Origin of the sequence: Microbacterium sp. H83 (genome assembly GCF_001650405.1) — a bacterium.
GTDB lineage: Bacteria > Actinomycetota > Actinomycetes > Actinomycetales > Microbacteriaceae > Microbacterium.
Genome location: NZ_LWCU01000014.1, coordinates 60,201 through 76,979, shown reverse-complemented (window position 1 = coordinate 76,979; position 16,779 = coordinate 60,201). Strand labels below are relative to the sequence as shown.

19 protein-coding genes and 1 pseudogene are annotated in these 16,779 nt (G+C 69.9%); 3 read left to right on the top strand and 17 right to left on the bottom strand.

Going from position 1 to position 16,779, the window contains the following annotated elements:
• From A4X16_RS07850 to A4X16_RS07810, 10 genes and pseudogenes are all read right to left on the bottom strand, one after another.
• Positions 1–365, bottom strand: a pseudogene (locus tag A4X16_RS07850) (hypothetical protein); the annotation flags it as partial.
• The gene (locus tag A4X16_RS07845; RefSeq protein WP_067118937.1) at positions 362–598 is read right to left on the bottom strand and encodes a helix-turn-helix domain-containing protein; all 237 of its coding nucleotides are present in this window, start codon (positions 596–598) and stop codon (positions 362–364) included. The pseudogene A4X16_RS07850 and the gene A4X16_RS07845, both read right to left, overlap by 4 nt.
• Entirely contained in the window at positions 598–1,074 is a 477-nt protein-coding gene (locus A4X16_RS07840) for a DUF2975 domain-containing protein (RefSeq protein ID WP_067118934.1), read from the bottom strand. The genes A4X16_RS07845 and A4X16_RS07840 overlap by 1 nt, the downstream gene beginning before the upstream one ends.
• Before the next feature lie 183 nt (positions 1,075–1,257).
• The gene (locus A4X16_RS07835; RefSeq protein ID WP_067118931.1) at positions 1,258–1,905 is read right to left on the bottom strand and encodes a spermidine/putrescine ABC transporter substrate-binding protein; all 648 of its coding nucleotides are present in this window, start codon (positions 1,903–1,905) and stop codon (positions 1,258–1,260) included.
• Positions 1,906–1,965: 60 nt separating this feature from the next.
• Positions 1,966–2,457: a hypothetical protein gene (locus A4X16_RS07830; RefSeq protein WP_067118927.1), complete on the bottom strand. Its 492-nt coding sequence runs from the start codon at positions 2,455–2,457 to the stop codon at positions 1,966–1,968.
• A gap of 8 nt (positions 2,458–2,465) precedes the next feature.
• Positions 2,466–3,560, bottom strand: a complete 1,095-nt coding sequence (locus tag A4X16_RS07825) for an ABC transporter (RefSeq protein ID WP_067118924.1) — start codon at positions 3,558–3,560, stop codon at positions 2,466–2,468.
• 111 nt (positions 3,561–3,671) lie between these two features.
• Entirely contained in the window at positions 3,672–3,824 is a 153-nt protein-coding gene (locus A4X16_RS18060; RefSeq protein WP_197491798.1) for a hypothetical protein, read from the bottom strand.
• Between the two features lie 79 nt (positions 3,825–3,903).
• Positions 3,904–4,860, bottom strand: a complete 957-nt coding sequence (locus A4X16_RS07820; protein ID WP_197491797.1) for a sugar ABC transporter permease — start codon at positions 4,858–4,860, stop codon at positions 3,904–3,906.
• Position 4,861: 1 nt separating this feature from the next.
• Positions 4,862–6,478, bottom strand: a complete 1,617-nt coding sequence (locus tag A4X16_RS07815) for an ABC transporter permease subunit (RefSeq protein WP_067118921.1) — start codon at positions 6,476–6,478, stop codon at positions 4,862–4,864.
• A 66-nt stretch (positions 6,479–6,544) separates the two neighbouring features.
• Positions 6,545–7,753 carry a sugar ABC transporter substrate-binding protein gene (locus A4X16_RS07810; RefSeq protein WP_067118918.1) on the bottom strand — a complete coding sequence of 403 codons (1,209 nt, stop codon included), beginning with the start codon at positions 7,751–7,753 and terminating at the stop codon, positions 6,545–6,547.
• Between the two features lie 186 nt (positions 7,754–7,939).
• Between A4X16_RS07810 and A4X16_RS07805 the strand changes: the two genes are divergently transcribed.
• Positions 7,940–8,428, top strand: coding sequence for a YajQ family cyclic di-GMP-binding protein (locus A4X16_RS07805; RefSeq protein WP_067118915.1), 489 nt, complete (start codon positions 7,940–7,942; stop codon positions 8,426–8,428).
• A gap of 432 nt (positions 8,429–8,860) precedes the next feature.
• The gene (locus A4X16_RS07800) at positions 8,861–9,496 is read left to right on the top strand and encodes a GntR family transcriptional regulator (RefSeq protein WP_067118912.1); all 636 of its coding nucleotides are present in this window, start codon (positions 8,861–8,863) and stop codon (positions 9,494–9,496) included.
• A 13-nt stretch (positions 9,497–9,509) separates the two neighbouring features.
• On the opposite strand, the gene A4X16_RS07795 is transcribed toward A4X16_RS07800, so the two are convergent.
• From A4X16_RS07795 to A4X16_RS07765, 7 genes are all read right to left on the bottom strand, one after another.
• Positions 9,510–10,517, bottom strand: a complete 1,008-nt coding sequence (locus tag A4X16_RS07795; RefSeq protein ID WP_067118909.1) for an alpha/beta hydrolase — start codon at positions 10,515–10,517, stop codon at positions 9,510–9,512.
• Positions 10,518–10,544: 27 nt separating this feature from the next.
• Positions 10,545–11,210 carry a hypothetical protein gene (locus A4X16_RS07790; protein WP_067118906.1) on the bottom strand — a complete coding sequence of 222 codons (666 nt, stop codon included), beginning with the start codon at positions 11,208–11,210 and terminating at the stop codon, positions 10,545–10,547.
• Positions 11,207–11,569 carry a hypothetical protein gene (locus tag A4X16_RS07785; RefSeq protein ID WP_067118903.1) on the bottom strand — a complete coding sequence of 121 codons (363 nt, stop codon included), beginning with the start codon at positions 11,567–11,569 and terminating at the stop codon, positions 11,207–11,209. The genes A4X16_RS07790 and A4X16_RS07785 overlap by 4 nt, the downstream gene beginning before the upstream one ends.
• Before the next feature lie 64 nt (positions 11,570–11,633).
• Entirely contained in the window at positions 11,634–13,007 is a 1,374-nt protein-coding gene (locus A4X16_RS07780) for an FAD-dependent oxidoreductase (protein WP_067118900.1), read from the bottom strand.
• Positions 13,008–13,064: 57 nt separating this feature from the next.
• Complete coding sequence (locus A4X16_RS07775) at positions 13,065–14,126, bottom strand: polyprenyl synthetase family protein (RefSeq protein ID WP_067118897.1); 1,062 nt, start codon at positions 14,124–14,126, stop codon at positions 13,065–13,067.
• Positions 14,127–14,167: 41 nt separating this feature from the next.
• Positions 14,168–14,842, bottom strand: coding sequence for a class I SAM-dependent methyltransferase (locus tag A4X16_RS07770; protein ID WP_231880304.1), 675 nt, complete (start codon positions 14,840–14,842; stop codon positions 14,168–14,170).
• 56 nt (positions 14,843–14,898) lie between these two features.
• Positions 14,899–15,462 carry a hypothetical protein gene (locus A4X16_RS07765; protein ID WP_067118890.1) on the bottom strand — a complete coding sequence of 188 codons (564 nt, stop codon included), beginning with the start codon at positions 15,460–15,462 and terminating at the stop codon, positions 14,899–14,901.
• A gap of 65 nt (positions 15,463–15,527) precedes the next feature.
• Here A4X16_RS07765 and A4X16_RS07760 point away from each other — a divergent pair, with 65 nt between their 5' ends.
• Positions 15,528–16,775, top strand: coding sequence for an isochorismate synthase (locus tag A4X16_RS07760; protein WP_067118887.1), 1,248 nt, complete (start codon positions 15,528–15,530; stop codon positions 16,773–16,775).
• Positions 16,776–16,779: the final 4 nt, after the last annotated feature.

Genomic DNA, 16,779 nt, shown 5'->3' with positions numbered 1-16,779 from the left:
CTGCCGGAGGACGCGGGCGGGGAGGGCGGGATCGAGGCAGGACGTGGGCCGGCAGGCGACGAAGAAGCCGCCGGAGACGCGGTGGGGACGGCGCCGGCGGTCGGAGCGGCGATGCGGGCGTGCGACGGAGCGGACACGACGGGAACCCGCCGCAGCACCTCCTCGCGAGCGCGGACGGCCGACGCCGCCGCGAGGGACGAGTTCCACACCTCGACGCCGATCGGTCCGCGCAGGTCGGAGCCGCAGTGCGCGCAGCATCCGCCGTCCAGCGCTCCCCCGCACACCGGGCAGCCTGCGACGTCGAGCAGGCGCTGCGCGACCGACTCGCCCCACGAGGCGGGCGCCTGCGTGCCGACCCCGCTCATGCGCGGTCCTCGCCGTCGGACTCCCCGCCGTCGGGCTCCCATCGCAGGATGTCACCCGGCTGGCACTCCAGCACGCGGCAGATCGCCTCGAGAGTCGTGAACCGCACGGCCTTCGCGCGTCCGTTCTTCAGCACCGCGACGTTCGCCGGCGTGATGCCGATGGCATCGGCGAAGTCCTGCACGCTCATCTTCTTGCGCGCGAGCTGCACATCGAGGTCGATGACGATCGGCATCAGACGACCTCGGACAGGTCGTGCTCGAGTTCGAGCGCCTTGCGCAGCAGTCCGCGCAGCACCACGACGAGGAGGGCGAGCGCGGCGCTCACGACGATGCCGAGCAGCGCCAGCAGCGTCAGCGACAGGGAGACCGCACGGCTCGCGAGGATCACGAGGTAGGCGGCGAGGATCAGCGCTCCCGCCGACACCAGCGCGACCAGGATGATGTCGACGTATCGGAACGCCTCCACACGGAAGATCCGGTCGTCCCGCACGAGGGACAGCAGGAACCACACGCATATGAGAGTCACCTCGACCAGCGCCAGGAAGACGACGGCGCCGATGATGCCGGGAATCTCGAGCTGCGCCACATCGGGGTTGCGCTGGGCGGTGAGGTGCGCGACCTCGGGGATCACGACGATCTGGCTGGTCAGCAGAAGCGCGAGAAGGACGACGATGAGCGCCTTCAGGATGCGGGAGACACGAGGATGCATGGTAACCCTATCGATGAGCAATGGATATCTATCGAAAAACGATATCCACTCGTCGCCGCACGCAGCAACGGCCGCCACCGTCTCCCAGCGGATACGCAGGTCGCGTGACGGCGAACGGTCGGGCACGACGGAAGCGCCGTGACCTGATCAGAGAGTGGCGAGCGATCAGAGGGCGTCGGGTGATCAGAGGGTGTCGGGGTCGAACGGCGAGTCCAGCGACTCGGTGAGCTCGGCCAGCATCGCCTCGATCTGCGGCTCGACGTGCTGCGACACCGCCGCCTGGATGTGGATGCGGTGCCGGAGCAGGATCCCGCAGATCTCGCGCCCCACCATGTTCGCGTACTCGTCCGCGAGCGCGACCTCCTGGCGCAGCGCGGCCTTCGCCTCGTCGCTGAGCGGCGGCAGCGGCGGCAGCTCCGCCGCGGCGTCGTCGGCCATCCCGGCGATCGTGAAGAGGAAGGGCGCTCCCGGCACGGGATCGGGGTCGAGCGGCATCCCGTCGAACTCCGGGTCCAGGTCCTCGGATGGCCGGTACGTGCGCGCCCTGTTGCGAGCGGCCTGCTGATCGAGCTCCCGCTGCAGCACCGGAAGGTTGCGCGCGGTGTACTCCGCGACCGCATGGTCGACGATCGTCTTGATGCGGGTCGAGAGCCCGTGCTGCACACCGTGCGGGGTGTTGCCGGCGATCCCCGCCGCGGAGAGGATCGGCGAGCCCAGACAGCGGCGGCAGGGCGCGACGCGGCCTCGGTGGGTGGCCGGCTCCCAGCGCGGCACCCAGCGCAGCCAGGCCTGCACGGCCTGGTCGACCTGCGTCTCCAGCGAGCGCTCCACACCTAGAGCGTACGGGGCAGGGGTGCCTCCCGCGCCGATTTCCGGCACGACGGCGGGGCGCTACTCCTCGTCGTCCTGCTCCCACGGCCACCGCGGACGCCGGGCGCGCGTGCGGCGCAGCGCGACCCCGGCCCATCCCGCGATCGCGGCGGCGAGCAGCAGGACGGCGCTCGCCCCGCCCCGCACGAGATCGCCGGCGACCGCCGTCGCCACCACGAGGTCCCCCGTGCCCGCCGCGACGCCGCACCAGACCGCGACGAGATGCGCGAGCGCCGCCGACAGCGCGATCACGGGCACGGAGAGGAACGAGGGATGCTGTCGCCGCACCGCCGTCCACAGCGCCAGCGCGAACGCGAGCACCGCGATCGCCATGCCGATCACGCCCGGGAGCTGCCCGAGGCCCGGCACCGCGATGATGTCGGTGTCGGTCGCGACGGTCAGCGCGCCGAGTCCGAAGACAGCCAGCGCGAAGAAGCCGATGGTGGTGAGGACCAGCGCCAGGACAGCCGAAACCCCCGCGGACTCGGGCCCGCGGGGGTTCGGCGATGACATGTCCGTGATTACCTCGACAGCGTCGGGCCGGCCTCGAGCGTGCGCTCGTACTCGCGCTGCGACTCGGCGTTCAGCTCGGTCTTGCGAGCACCGCTGCGAGCGACCCAGGCGCCGAACCAGATGGTCAGCTCGCGGGCGAAGACGAACGCGGCGATGGCGAGGGGTGCCAGCAGCTGCTCGGTCACGAGCTCGCCGCCCTCGCGCGCCGACAGCAGCCAGAAGGGCGCCTCGAACAGCTGGCCGAGGATGTGGCCGGCATAGGCGATGACGCCGACGATGATGCCGAACACGACCCAGAGACCCCAGCGCCCGCGGTTGATGAAGGCGCCCAGGAGCCAGAAGCCGAGGAAGAACACGACGACGGGGACCCAGAAGCCCCACGTCGTCAACGGCGCGAGCGCGGCCTCGCCGATGTTCTGACCCGTGACGTCGCCCGTGACGGCGCCCAGGCCGAGGGTCGCACCGAGGTACAGGACTGCGAACGCGAGGGTGGCGAGGAGCCCGATGGCCCCGGCGGTGCCCCGGTTGCCCCGCTCGCGCGGCGGCTCGGGCGCCTGCACGAAGATGGGCTGCTGCTGCGGGGTCGGAGCGAACACCGGCTCCGCGGTGACGGGCTCCGAGGGCACGATCCGGGTGTCGGCGTCGTGCGGCGCGTAGGCCGCGCCGGCCATCGCCGACTCCTCGTGGGCGTGGTGTGCGGGCGGCGGCGTGTAGGCGGCCGTCGCCGCGGCATCCGTCGCCGTGCGATCCGTCGCCGTGCGATCCGCGCGCAGATCGTCGTCGCGCGAGCTGAGGCCCGAGTCGCGGTCGGAGCGGAGGTCGGATCCGCGCTCGGCGGCGCGGTCGGAAGCGGCGAGGTCGTTGAGCTCCGGCGTCGAGAACGTGCCGGGGTGGTCGCGCTCCGCCGCTTCGAAGGCGGCGAGATCGGGGTCGACCGCAGGGTCGGCGGGCTTCACTGCGGCATCCGGCGCACCGGCCTCACCCGGAGTGCGGGGGGCGTCTGCACGCGCGGCCTCGGCCGCGTCGAGACCAGCGTTCGCGCTGTCGACGACGTCATCGACGTCCTTCGGCCGCTCGGGCTGGGGAACCACGGGGTCACTCATGGGGTGCGCCTCTCCTCGGATGTGTGCTCTGCGAGGCTACCGCCGCCCGCCCGCACGCCGCCGCAGGCGTGCCGACGTGTCGTGATTCCGCGCCAGCACTGGCCGCGCGGGTCATGCGAAGAGTGCGCGGAGGGCGTCGCCGACGACGGCGACCAGGGTCGGGACGATCGGGATCGCGAACCAGAAGAGCCCGACCACCACCCCGGTGCAGAAGATGCCCGCGATCCAGCTCATCACCGAATTGCGTCCCCCCACCCGTGCCATGTCCTCAGGTTAAGACCGAGGGGCCGTCGTCCGGCGTCGCAACGCCGAACCGACGGCCCGTGGCCTCGCGGTGCCGGGGTCAGCCCTTGGTGGCCCCGGCCGTGAGTCCGCCCACGATGTAGCGCTGCAGGAACAGGAACAGGATCATGACGGGGATGGCCGCCATCACCGCGCCCGCGGAGAACGCCGACCAGTCCGCGTATCGCGGGTTGGCGACGAGCTTGGTGAGGCCGACGACCAGGGTCTGCTGGTCGACGTCGACGAGCATGACGCTCGCGATCACGTACTCGTTGACCGTGCCGATGAACGACAGCAGACCGACGACCGCGAGGATCGGCGCGACGAGCCGCAGGATGATCGTGAAGAAGATGCGCGCGTGCCCGGCCCCGTCGATGCGGGCGGCCTCGTCGAGCTCCTTCGGGATCGTGTTGAAGAACCCGTACATCAGGTAGGTGTTCACGCCGAGAGCGCCGCCGAGGTAGACGAGGATGAGTCCCGTGTGCGTGTTCAGGCCGATCGCCGGGAACCAGTCGCCGAGGGTCGACATCAGCAGGAAGATCGCGACGACCGCGAGCAGCTGCGGGAACATCTGCACCACGACGATGGTGACGAGGCCCACGCGTCGGCCGGCGAACCGCATCCGCGAGAACGCGTAGGCGGCGCAGGCGCCGATGAAGACGGTGACGGCGCCGGTCACCGTGGCGATGATCAGCGTGTTGAGGAACCAGAGCCCGTAGGGGTTCTGCGGATCGCTGAGGATGCGGACGTAGCTGTCGACGCCGAACGCCGAGAAGAGCTGGTTCGATCCGGTCAGCGTGCCCTTCGGGTTGAGCGACGCCGAGACGACGTAGAGCAGCGGGAAGAGCGCGAAGATGCTCACCACGATCGCGATCACGTGACGCCACCCGGTGTCGGCGAACCAGGAGCCGAATCCGCGCCGACGCGGACGGGACGGATGCGGCGCGTGAGACGCTCCGGCGACGGTGCGCCCGCGCACGGCGGTGGGGTCGGAGGTGAGAGGGCCGGTGGTGCTCATGTCAGTTCAGCTCCTCGAGGGCCTTGGTCTTGCGGAAGCTGATGATCGAGATCGTCGCGACCACGATGAAGATGAGGATCGTGAAGGCGGACGCGAGCCCGTAGTCGCGCGTCTGGCCCGTGAAGGCCACCTTGTAGACCATCGAGATCAGGATGTCGGTGTGACCGACGGGGATGCTCACGTCGTCGAAGCGCGGCCCGCCCTTGGTGAGCATGTAGATGAGGTTGAAGTTGTTGAAGTTGAAAGCGAACGAGGAGATCAGCAGCGGAGCGACCGTCACCAGGAGCAGCGGCAGCTTGATGCGGCGGAAGATCTGCCACGGGTTCGCGCCGTCCATCACGGCGGCCTCGTTCACGTCCTCCGGGATGCCCTGCAGCGCGCCCATGCAGACGAGGAACATGTACGGGAATCCGAGCCACAGGTTCACGAGCAGCACCGAGACCTTGGCGAGGGTGGGATCCGTCAGCCACGGGATGTCCGCGCCTCCGAAGATCACCTGGTTGATGAAGCCGAAGCTCTCGTTCATCATGCCGGCCCAGACGAGGGCGGAGAGGAACGCCGGGAAGGCGTACGGCAGGATCAGGATGATCCGGTACCCGTTCCGGAAGCGCATCCGGGTGTTGTTGAAGACGAGGGCGAGGAGCAGGCCGAGGAAGAACGTCGTCGCCACGGACAGCACCGCGAACACGAACGTCCAGACGGTGACGGAGATGAGGGGTCCGCGGATGGACTCGTCGCTCACGGCCCGCACGAAGTTGTCGAATCCGACGGTCGTCTGCCAGCCGGGCAGCAGCTGCTCCCCGGCATCCGAGGTGAAGGCGCCCTCGCCTGTGTCGGCGTAGACGGTGCCGGTCGCGGTGTCGGTGATCGTGTCGGCGGCGGCGTCGTACTCGAGGGTCGAGACGTAGAGGTAGCCGGACTGACCGTCGGGGGCGCGGAGGCTGCCGTCGTTGGGATCGTCGCTGAAGGGGACCGAGAGCTCCTCGAGCTCCTCCGACAGCGTGAAGACCTGCGCGAGCTGAAGGGTCGTCCAGCCGTCGACCGAGACGGCGCGGCCGCCCTCGAACTCGGCGTCGACCTCCTGCAGCGGCTGCTCGCCGGTGCCCAGCAGGGCGTCGCCCGAGTCGGGGTCGGTGACGAGGAGGCCGTAGGTGCCGAACTGCTCCACGACCGTCACCGGATACGTCGCGGAATCCTCGACGCGCTCCTGCGCCGAGGCGAGCAGCGACGAGATCGCCTGGTCCTTGGTGCCGTTGTGGCCCGTGCCGTAGTTCGTGAAGCCGATGTAGCCGGTGTAGAGCAGGGTGAAGACCTGGAACACGACGAGGAAGATGATCCCGGGCGTGAGGTACTTCGCGGGGACGCGCCGCCGCGAGAAGTAGATCCAGTTGACGACGACGGTGACGGCGACCACGAGCCCGAGCACCAGCCATTCCTGCTGGCCGAAGAGCACGAATGCGGCGTACAGCGCTATCGCGTCGACGATCGCGAGCAGCAGGATCTTCAGCAGCATCCAGCCGATCGGCCCGGAGGCGGCCTCGGCGATGCGGGCGGCCTGGCGCTGCCGCCCGGTCAGGGGAGCCGTGGGCTCCGCGGTCTTCTCAGCGGTGTCTGTCATGTCGTCCCCGTCGTGGAGCTGCCGGGGCGGACGAGGTCCGCCCCGGCAGGGTCTGGTGCTGTCTGCCTACTTGATCGCGGCGGTCACGTCGTCGACGAGCTTCTGCCACGTCGACGCGGGGTCGGAGCCGTTGATGATCGCGGCCTCCGCGACACCCCAGAACTCCCAGACGGCGCCCATCGCGGGGATGGCGGGCATCGGCACGGCGTCGGCGCCCACGGCCTGGAAGCCGGCGATGATCGGGTCGGATGCCGCGGTGTCGGCTGCGGCGGTCAGCGCGGGCAGGACGTTGCCGGCCTTGAACAGCTCGAGCTGCACGTCCTCGGTGCCGATGTAGTTGACGAGGAAGTCGTTCGCGGCGACCTTGTTCTTCGACTCGGAGCTGACGAAGAAGCCCTTCACGCCGGCGAACGGCGACGCGGTCTCCGCCGTCGGGCTGGGGACGGGGTCGATCGCGACGTTGATGCCGGCCTCGGTGGCGGCGCCGACGTTCCACGGGCCGGTCAGCCAGAAGGCGGCGGTGCCGTCGAGGAACTGCTGCTTGGCGATCTCGCCGTCGATGTCGGTGTTCAGCGTGCCGGCTGCACCCTGAGCGGCGAGCCAGTTGGCGAAGGCCGTGCCGCCCTCGCTGCCGAGCTGCAGGTCGGCGGAGTCGTAGCTGCCCGAGGCGTCGGTGCCGAAGACGGGGGCGCCGAACGCGGTCTGGAACGGGTACAGGTGGTACGGGTTGCCCTCGGTGCCCTGCTCGACGACGAACGCGCCCTTCGACACCATGTCGTCGAAGCTCGTGGGAGCGGTGGGGACGAGGTCGGCGTTGCGCAGGACCGCGATGTTCTCGACCGCATACGGAAGCATGTAGACCGTGCCGTCGTAGGTGGCCGCCTGCAGCGCGACGGGGAGGTAGTCGGCCGACGAGTCGCCGAGCTCGATCGGAGCGACGACGCCGTTGGTGGAGAGCTCTCCGAGCCAGTCGTGCGCACCCATGACCACGTCGGGGCCCTTGCCCGTCGGGACCTGCTGGATGAAGTCGTCCTTCATGTCGTCGACCGACTTGCCGACGAGGTCGACCGTGACGCCGGTCTTGTCCTGGTACGCCTCTGCGGCGCTCTTGAGCGCGTCGACGCGCTCGGCGTCGACCCAGATGGTCAGCGTTCCGCTGCTCTCGCCGCCCGACGAGTCCCCGCCGTCCGACGCGGTCGAGCAGCCTGCAAGGGAAAGAGTCGAAACGATCGCGATGACGCCGGCGGCGACGATGCCCCTCTTGTTCACCTTCATTGGTGTGTGCCTCTCTGAGTACTGATGCTGTGCAGGACTGCAAGCGCTTACAGTATGCATTGAGATCGACGTGATCCGCAATGAAACCACGGCTCGATACCAACCTGTGACCGGAGCTCCGTCGCGGGCCGGTATGAAAACGCTTCCACGGACACGCGGAAACCGCTGTGTCGATACACTCCATGTATGGCTGACAGTTCCTTTGACATCGTCTCGAAAGTGGATCACCAGGAGGCCGAGAACGCCCTGAACCAGGCCCGCAAGGAGATCGAGCAGCGCTACGACTTCAAGGGCACCGGCGCGTCGATCGCCTGGAGCGGCGAGCAGGTCCTCATCATCGCCGGCACCGAGGAGCGCGCGAAGGCCGTCCTCGACGTCTTCCAGTCCAAGCTCATCAAGCGCGGGATCTCGCTCAAGAGCCTCGAGTCCGGCGAGCCCTTCGCGAGCGGCAAGGAGTTCCGCATCGTCTCGTCGCTCAAGGACGGCATCTCCTCCGAGAACGCGAAGAAGATCGGCAAGATCATCCGCGACGAGGGGCCGAAGGGCGTCAAGAGCCAGATCCAGGGCGACGAGCTGCGCGTGCAGTCGAAGAGCCGCGACGACCTCCAGGCCGTGATCGCGCTGCTCAAGGGCTCCGACCTCGACATCGATCTGCAGTTCATCAACTACCGCTGACACGCGGAGCGGAAGGGGGCGGACGCGTCGGCGTCCGCCCCCTTCTTCGTGCTCTCGGATCCCATTCCGATATATGGGTTTCCGTGCCCGAGACTGGATGCTGTCGCATCCCGATGCGACAGACGATGCGTCGATGCATGACGCGCTGCCGAACCACGGTCCCGCGTTCGAGGATCGAGGTTCCGCCTTGTGGGGACTGGGCGCAGAGCAGTTCCGTGCACGGCATCGTTCGTGGCCGGCGAGCGTCCCAACGCTCGTCGGCCACAGAGCACTTCTGTACGAGATCCTGCGACGACGCCTGCCGGAGGGGCGTTGGCGCGCACTTCCGAAAAGGCGTCTGTGGATTATTGGCATCGCGATCCACTTCGTGATGTAGTGAGCGTCCGGGCACATCATGGGGGCCTGGATCTGGAAAGCAACTGGGGGCAATCCATGAACAGCAAGAGCTCGATGACGAGCATCCGAGAGAGCAAGCAGCTGCTGGCCGAGGAGGTGTTCCAGCACATCGGCGCACAGATCGTCGACGGCGTGCTGGAGCCGGGGTATCGCATCCGCGACGTCGACGTGGCGGAGGAGCTGCACGTGTCGCGCACACCCGTCCGCGAGGCGCTGCAGAGGCTCGAGCGGCTGGGGCTCGTGATGATGTATCCGAGCCGGTACACCGAGGTCACGGCCGTGACGGCCGACGTCGTCGAGCAGACGCTGGAGTTCGCCGGCTACCAGGCCGGCATCTCCGCACGGATGGGCGTCGGACGCATGACCTCGGAGGAGCGGGATGCTCTCGCCGCTCTCGTCGACGACATGTGCGCGGCGGCCGGCGACGACCTGCAGCTGTCGGAGGCGCGATGGGCGGTGTTCTCGTTCCTGAGCGACCGGAGCCGCAACATGCAGCACCAGGTCCTTCTCAACGACGCGAGCATGGCGCTCGTCCGCAACCTGCGCGGGTGGCATGTGCCCGATGCCGACCAGGGACGGATGCTCCAGGTCTACCGGGACTTCCGCGTCGCGATCCTCGCCGGCGATGCCGATGAGGCCGAGCGACTCGCCCGCGCGATGTACTACATCTGACCGCCGAGCCGGGTCAGCCCGCCGCCGACCAGCCCCTCACCCACCGGTCGAGGCGCGCATAGGCGTCCTCGCGCGCCTCATGGTGCGAGAGGAAGACGTCGTGCAATGCGCCGTCGATGCGCTCGACGGTGACCGAGCTCCCGAGCTTCATCGCCGCGCGGGCGATGTCGTCGACCACCAGCACGGAGTCCGCCCGCGTCAGGTCCTCGGACCATCGCGTGGGCGTCGCCGATCGCGTCGACAGCAGCACGCAGACCGGCGCCGGGATCGAGAGACCCGCGGCGACCGCCGCGTGTCCGGTGAGGATGGCGTGGAACCATCCGGCGTGCACCGCCATGGTCTGCGCGGGGCGCCACGCCAGATTCACGTCGACCGGGTCGTCGGGGTCGGCCACCTCGTGCTGCGCGCGCGTGTAGAAGCCGAGGTCGACCTGCGGCGCGACCTCGCGCGGCGCCCAGCGCGCCTGCAGCTCGGCGACGGGCGCGAGCAGCGGTCGGGCGGATGCGAGCTGGAACTCGAGCCACGGGCTGTTGAGGATGACCGCGTCCGCCGCTTGTGGATGTCGGGAGGCCCACAGGCTGAGCGTGAGCCCGCCCGTCGAGTGGCCGAGCAGCACGAGCCGTCGCCCCGAGGCGGCGCCGTCCTTTCCGCGCCCCATCGCGATCAGCGCCGCCGCGATGTCCTCGTCGTACGTCGTGAGATCGGTGACGTAGCCCGGCGTCTGCCCGTCCCGCAGGCTGCGGCCGTACTTGCGCAGGTCGAGCGCGAAGAATCGTGCGCCGCGAGCGGTCCAGAAGCGCGCGAGGCGCTTCTGGAAGAAGTAGTCGGACCAGCCATGGACGTACAGGACGTCGACGTCGGCGAGCGGGTCGTCTCGACCGCGCAGCCGATCCCACCACGCGCGCTCGTGCGGAAGCGCCCGGACCAGAGTCGCGACGACGGCGCCCTCGTCGTCGTCGGTCAGCCCGAGCGTGAGCTGCTCGAACTCGTCGCCCAGGACGTCCGGTATCCAGTCAGGCATGCCGTCAGGCTAGCCGAACGGTTCCGGCTACTGGGGAGCGGGACGTCCGACCGTGAGGTTCCGCACGACGACATCGGCGAGGGGCGACAGATCCGCGGCGCCCGACCCGTTGTCGTACGTCATGAGCCGGATCCACTCGGAACCCACTCGGATGTCGAGGATGTTCTCGCCGTACTCACCGGTGCTCGTCTTCGCGGCATCCGCCCCCTCGATCTGCGCCGGCGCTCCGTCGGTCGCCTCGAAGGCCCATGCACCGGCGGGCAGCGTGGTGATCATCAGGTGGCTGGCGATGGACTCGAAGTCGCCCTCTGCGGAGGTGTAATAGCAGATGCGGGAGCCGTTCACGATCTGATAGACCTCGGAGGGGATGCCCCACCCGCCGCAATCGGAGAAGAGCGCTGCCTCCTCGCCGACGAGAGCGCTGACCTCCTGCTCCGTGATGAACCTCTCGCAGGGCGCCCCGACGATATCGCTGTCGATGTACTCGACCTCGCGAACGCTCGCGGCGGCGGCAGCGACGAGCCCGCGCATCGCTTCCTCCATGCGTGCGACGTCGGCGTCGCCGAGGCCGGGCTCATGCACGGTCGCCGAGAGGACGACATCGCCGTCGGGGAACTCGAACGTGCACCTGCCGTCCTCGCAGCGCGCCTGCTTACCCCAGTACCCCTGCCGCTCGGTCGCGCCCGCGATCACGGCACGCGCTCCCGGGACGAGGGCGACCTCCCAGCTGCGATCGTCGTCTCCCGCCGAGCAGGCGATCCCGCCGGCGCGCTGAACATGTGCCGAGCGGGCCCCGGCAGCCAGCCCGGCGCACTGACGATCGAGAGCACCGGATCCATCGGCGTCGACGGCTCGCCGACGAGCCCCGACATCTCGGCGGCGACGTCGTCGCACGTCACAGTGAAGGCGGCCTCGGGCTCCACGGCCGGCTCGTCCGTCGGGGTCGGGGTCGGGGTCGGCGAGGACGACGTCGCGCGCGTCGGGGTCGGCACGGTTTCGGCCGTGCACCCGGTGACCAGCAGCACGGCGGCCGCACCGAGGACGAGGAGCATACGCAGCAGCCTAGAGACGACCGCAGGCCCTCACGCGGCGCGCCCTGCAACGATCAGGTGACGGTCACTCCCCGCGGGAGACGCGCACCATCTCGTCACGCGGCACGACCTTCACGCGGGCCCGCTCGTGCGGCGCGCCGAGGGAGATCTCGTGCTCGTCGAGGCGGTGCCAGCCGTCGAGGTCGGTCCACTTCACGCCGCGCTCCTGCAGCAGTGCGGGGATCGCCGCTTCCGACGGATCCTCCGGGTGCCACCACGACCCCTGGTCGTTGATGATGTGGCGCACGGTCTCCATGGCATCCGACTTGGTGTGCCCGATGAGGCCGACAGGACCGCGCTTGATCCAGCCGGTGGCGTAGATGCCGGGGACCTGCTGGTTCGAGTCCTTCGCGAGGACCTGTCCCTCGCGGTTCGGGATCACGCCGTGCTTCTTGTCGAAAGGGACGCCCGGGAGCGGCGATCCGAAGTAGCCGATCGCGCGATACAGCGCCTGCAGCGGCACTTCGCGCATCTCGCCGGTGCCGATCGCCCCGCCCTGGCCGTCGGGCTGCGTGCGCTCGTACACGAGGGCGGCGACGCGGCCGGACTCGTCGGTGCGGACCTCGACCGGGCGTGCCCAGAAGTGCAGGTGCAGGCGACGGGATGCCGTTCCGCCGGCGTTGTTGACCGAGTCGCGCTTTCGCCAGGACTGCAGCACGCGGTCGATGACCATGACCTGCTTGTTGCTGGCGACCGCGTCCTTCGACGCGTCGTCGTAGTCGAAGTCCTCGTCGTACACGACCATGTCGACGTCGCGCAGCTCGCCGAGCTCGCGGAGCTCGAGGGGCGTGAACTTGACCTGCGCGGGCCCCCGGCGCCCGAAGACGTGCACGTCGGTGATCTCGCTGGCCTTGAGGCCCTCGTAGACGTTCTCGGGCACCTCGGTGACGAGGAGGTCCTCGGCGTGCTTCGCGAGCATGCGGGCCACGTCGAGCGCGACGTTGCCGTTGCCGAGGACGCCGACCGATGCGGCATCCAGCGGCCATTCGCGCGGCACGTCGGGGTGGCCGTCGAACCAGCTCACGTAGTCGGCTGCGCCATACGAGGCGACGGCGTCGATGCCCGGGATGTCGAGCGAGGTGTCGCGGATCGCGCCGGTGGCGAAGATGACCGCGTTGTAGTGCTTCTTCAGGTCGTCGAGCGTGATGTCCTCGCCGAAGCGGACGTTGCCGAAGAGTCGGATGTCGCCGCGGTCGAGCACGTCACGGAGAGCCGTGATGATGCCCTTGATGCGCGGGTGGTCGGGGGCGACGCCGTAGCGGACGAGACCGTACGGTGCAGGGAGCTGCTCGAAGAGGTCGATGGACACGTCGAACTTGCGCTCGGCCTTGAGCAGGATGTCGGCGGCGTAGATGCCGGCGGGGCCCGCTCCGACGATGGCCAGTCTGAGCTTGGTCATAGGGGGTCCTTTCGTATGCCGTCACGCCCGGGTGCCGCGGCGCGGGGCCGCGAGCATTCAGCTGGAGCGTTCGACGAGGGTCTCAGCGAAACGGGTGAGGGCTTCGCGCACGGTCCCGCGGGGCAGCGGAGCGAGCGCGTCGATCGCATCCCTGGTCCAGGAGTGCGCGAGCGCGAGGGTCTTCTGCGTGCCGGCGTGGTCGCGCAGCTCGGTGAGCGGGCCGTCGAGGATCGAGGGGTCCTCGCCGTCGGCGATGCGCGCGACGCCGTCGTCGATGCGGGCGGCGAGGTCGATCGACGCGTCGTCGCCCTCGGCCTTGAGCAGCAGGTAGGGCATGGTCGGGACGCCGGCCCGAAGATCGGTCCCCGGGACCTTGCCGGTGTCCTCGGGGCTCGAGGACAGGTCGATCACGTCGTCGAGCAGCTGGAAGGCGACGCCGATCTTCTCGCCGTACACGCGCAGCGGCTCCTCGTATTCGCCGGGCGCATTCGAGAAGATCACGCCGCCCTGCGTGGCCGCGGCGATGAGGGAGCCGGTCTTGTCGGCGAGCACCTGGATGTAGAAGTCGATCGGGTCGTCGTCGGGCTGTGCGCCGATCGTCTCGTGCATCTGCCCGAGGACCAGACGCTCGAAGGTGTCGGCCTGCAGCCGGATCGCCCGCTCGCCGAGGCGGGACATCAGCTGGCTCGCCCGGGAGAACAGGATGTCGCCGGTGAGGATCGCGATGTTGTTGCCCCACACGGTCTGCGCCGCCGGAACGCCGCGGCGACGGTCGGCGCCGTCCATGACGTCGTCGTGGTACAGGGAGCCCAGGTGCGTGATCTCGAGGGCCTTGGCCACGTCGATCACCTCGTCGGTGTTGCCGTCGCCGAGCTGGGCGGCGAGCAGCGTGAGGACGGGACGGATCCGCTTGCCGCCCGCCTCGTACAGGTAGCGGCTCGCGGCGTCGGCGAGGGGGTCCGCGACGCGCACGTCGTCGGCGAGACCGGTCTCGACCCGCTCGAGTCCGTCTTCGATCGCCTGTGCGATGCGCCGACCGGCGGTGCCGATGAAGACACGGTCGCTGAAACCGAGACGGCTCGCCAGTCGCGAACCCGGGGCAACGCGGCTCGAAGTCACGCTCTCAGCCTACCGTCGTCCGCTGGGCCGGTCCGCGCCGCTCACGCGGACGTGTCGACTCGGGGCTTGCGCGCGCGATGCAGCGCGACGATGCCGAACGACAGGTTGCGGTACGCGACATCGGCCCAGCCGGCCTCTCGGATCCAGGCCGCGAGCCGCTTCTGGTCGGGCCACTCCCTGATCGACTCGTTGAGGTAGTCGTAGGCCTCGCCGTTGGTGCCGGCCACGCGCGCGACGCGCGGCAGCACCTGCGAGTTGTAGAAGCGGTAGGCCGAACGGAACAGGCCGCCGGGAGGCGTGGAGAACTCGTTGATCACGAGGCGTCCGCCGGGCTTGGTGACGCGCAGCAGCTCGCGGAGCGCCTTCTTCGGGTCGTTCACGTTGCGCAGCGCGTAGGACATGGTGACCGCGTCGAACTCGTCGTCCGCGAAGGGCAGGGCCGTGGCATCCGCCTCGACGAACGAGAGGTTGCGGATGCTGCCGTGACGGCGCTTCCCCTCGGCGAGCATCCCCGGCGAGAAGTCGGCGGCGACCACCTGTGCGCCGCTGCGGGCGAGGGAGGCCGACGACGAGGCCGTCCCGGCACCGAGGTCGAGGATCCTCTCCCCCGGCCGGGGGGCGACGGCGCGGGTGGTGGCGGCGCGCCAGAGCGCGTCGTTGCCGACCGTCATCGCCGTGTTCGTGCGGTCGTATCCCGCGGCGACCTGGTCGAACATGCCGCTGACGCGGGCGGGGTCCTTGCCGAGGTCGGCGCGGTTCGATTCGTTCGGGGTCACACCTCCAGTCTAGGCGCGAGGTCCAGTGCTTCCAGGCGGTCGAGCCATGGATCGGCTGTGACGTCGTCGAACGGCGCCACCTGGGACCGGACCCTCTGCTCGAGGTCGAGCGCGAGCGCCTCGAGGCCGGTCATGACGACGGCGGGGTAGCCGAACAGCACCGAGTGCTCGGCCCACTCGTCGCGGTCGTCGACCCATGTGCCCCGCTCCCCCACGACCCGCACGACGTCGAGGTCCATGTCGATCCCGGTGGCGAGCAGCGGGTCGTCGGACCAGCGGATGTCCCAGCCCAGGTCGATGTAGATGCGCATGCCCTTCGGATGCTCGCGGTTGACCGTCAGGGCGTAGTCGGTCCGCCGGGGCACGAGCGTCACGTTCGGCGTCGCGGCGACGAACGACGCCCCCGGGCGCTCGCTGAGCCAGCCGGTGGGCTGACCGATCCAGTCGCCCCACTCGTCGGCTCCGAGGTAGACGCACTCGTGGCGCCAGTGCGGGGAGCCGTCCCACTTGCGCCACTGGAAGATCATCTCGGTCCCTGGTGCCGGACGTGCGTCGCTCATGCGATCAGGCTACGCGGCCAGAGAGGCGCGGAGACCGGCAGGATCCGGGGAACTAGGCTGGAACGGTGAGCAGCAGGCTGGTCGTGCAGACCCGAGAGATCGACCAGGTCGAAGACCTCCTCGCCTACGCGGACCCCGAGAACCCGCTCGCCTGGCTGCGCCGCGGAGACGGGATCATCGCCGTCGGCTCGGGCGTCGTCGCGACGCTCCGGATCCCCGCGGGGACGGACGGACTGCGTTCGGCGGCGATCGCCGCCGCCTGGCAGGACTTCGCCCGGGACGCCGAGATCGAGGATCCGATCGGCCTCCCCGGTTCCGGCCTCGTCGCCTTCGGCGCGCTCACGTTCGACGAGCGGTCCGCCGCCGACAGCGTGCTGTGCGTCCCGTCGCTCGTGATCGGCCGCCACCGCGGACGGACCTGGCTCACCAGCATCCGCACGTCCGACGGCGAGCCGGCCGCCCCCGCGACGCGGGAGTACGGACCGCACTGGGCCGGCACCGTCGGCCCCGGCGCGCAGAGTCCGCAGGGGTATCAGGACTCCGTGCGGCAGGCGCTCGCGCGTATCGCCGACGGCGCACTCAGCAAGGTCGTGCTGGCGCGGGACCTCACCGGCAGCATCCCCGCCGGCTCCGACCTGCGCCGCCTCGTGCGCGCGCTCTCCACCGGCTACCCCGACACGTGGGCGTTCGCGGTCGACGGTCTGATCGGCGCGAGCCCCGAGACGCTCGTGACCGTGCAGCAGCGCACCGTGACCGCCCGGGTGCTCGCGGGCACGATCGGACGCGGGGCCGACGCGGATGCCGACACCGAGGCATCCGCCCACCTCGCGTCGAGCACCAAGGACCTCGACGAGCACGAGTACGCCGTGCAGAGCGTGCTCGCGTCCCTGCGGCCGCACACGCGCGCGCTGGCCGCGAGCGAGCAGCCCTTCCTGCTGAAGCTCCCGAACCTGTTCCACCTCGCGACCGACGTCGAGGGCGAGCTGGCGGAGGGCGGTTCCTCGCTCGATCTCGTCGGCGCCCTGCATCCGACCGCCGCCGTCGCGGGGACGCCGACGCCCGCGGCGATCGCCGCGATCCGGGAGCTCGAGCCGTTCGACCGCGGCCGGTACGCCGGGCCGGTGGGCTGGGTCGACGCGGCGGGTAACGGCGAGTGGGCGATCGCGCTGCGGTGCGCCCAGTTCACGGCCGCCGACGACGACATCGCCGTCACGGCCTATGCGGGCGCCGGGATCGTCGCAGGGTCCGACCCCGAGTCGGAGCTGCTGGAGACCCGGGTCAAGTTCCGTCCCCTCGTCGACGCCCTGGCCTGAAACC

Excerpts from the sequence above, each read along its gene's own strand:
- A4X16_RS07845 (WP_067118937.1), bottom strand. The coding sequence starts at position 598 with ATGCCGATCGTCATCGACCTCGATGTGCAGCTCGCGCGCAAGAAGATG.
- A4X16_RS07830 (WP_067118927.1), bottom strand. The coding sequence starts at position 2,457 with ATGTCATCGCCGAACCCCCGCGGGCCCGAGTCCGCGGGGGTTTCGGCT.
- A4X16_RS18060 (WP_197491798.1), bottom strand. The coding sequence starts at position 3,824 with ATGGCACGGGTGGGGGGACGCAATTCGGTGATGAGCTGGATCGCGGGC.
- A4X16_RS07815 (WP_067118921.1), bottom strand. The coding sequence starts at position 6,478 with ATGACAGACACCGCTGAGAAGACCGCGGAGCCCACGGCTCCCCTGACC.
- A4X16_RS07840 (WP_067118934.1), bottom strand. The coding sequence starts at position 1,074 with ATGCATCCTCGTGTCTCCCGCATCCTGAAGGCGCTCATCGTCGTCCTT.
- A4X16_RS07795 (WP_067118909.1), bottom strand. The coding sequence starts at position 10,517 with ATGCCTGACTGGATACCGGACGTCCTGGGCGACGAGTTCGAGCAGCTC.
- A4X16_RS07800 (WP_067118912.1), top strand. The coding sequence starts at position 8,861 with ATGAACAGCAAGAGCTCGATGACGAGCATCCGAGAGAGCAAGCAGCTG.
- A4X16_RS07780 (WP_067118900.1), bottom strand. The coding sequence starts at position 13,007 with ATGACCAAGCTCAGACTGGCCATCGTCGGAGCGGGCCCCGCCGGCATC.
- A4X16_RS07825 (WP_067118924.1), bottom strand. The coding sequence starts at position 3,560 with ATGAGTGACCCCGTGGTTCCCCAGCCCGAGCGGCCGAAGGACGTCGAT.
- A4X16_RS07810 (WP_067118918.1), bottom strand. The coding sequence starts at position 7,753 with ATGAAGGTGAACAAGAGGGGCATCGTCGCCGCCGGCGTCATCGCGATC.
- A4X16_RS07770 (WP_231880304.1), bottom strand. The coding sequence starts at position 14,842 with ATGTTCGACCAGGTCGCCGCGGGATACGACCGCACGAACACGGCGATG.
- A4X16_RS07785 (WP_067118903.1), bottom strand. The coding sequence starts at position 11,569 with ATGCTCCTCGTCCTCGGTGCGGCCGCCGTGCTGCTGGTCACCGGGTGC.
- A4X16_RS07820 (WP_197491797.1), bottom strand. The coding sequence starts at position 4,860 with ATGAGCACCACCGGCCCTCTCACCTCCGACCCCACCGCCGTGCGCGGG.
- A4X16_RS07805 (WP_067118915.1), top strand. The coding sequence starts at position 7,940 with ATGGCTGACAGTTCCTTTGACATCGTCTCGAAAGTGGATCACCAGGAG.
- A4X16_RS07765 (WP_067118890.1), bottom strand. The coding sequence starts at position 15,462 with ATGAGCGACGCACGTCCGGCACCAGGGACCGAGATGATCTTCCAGTGG.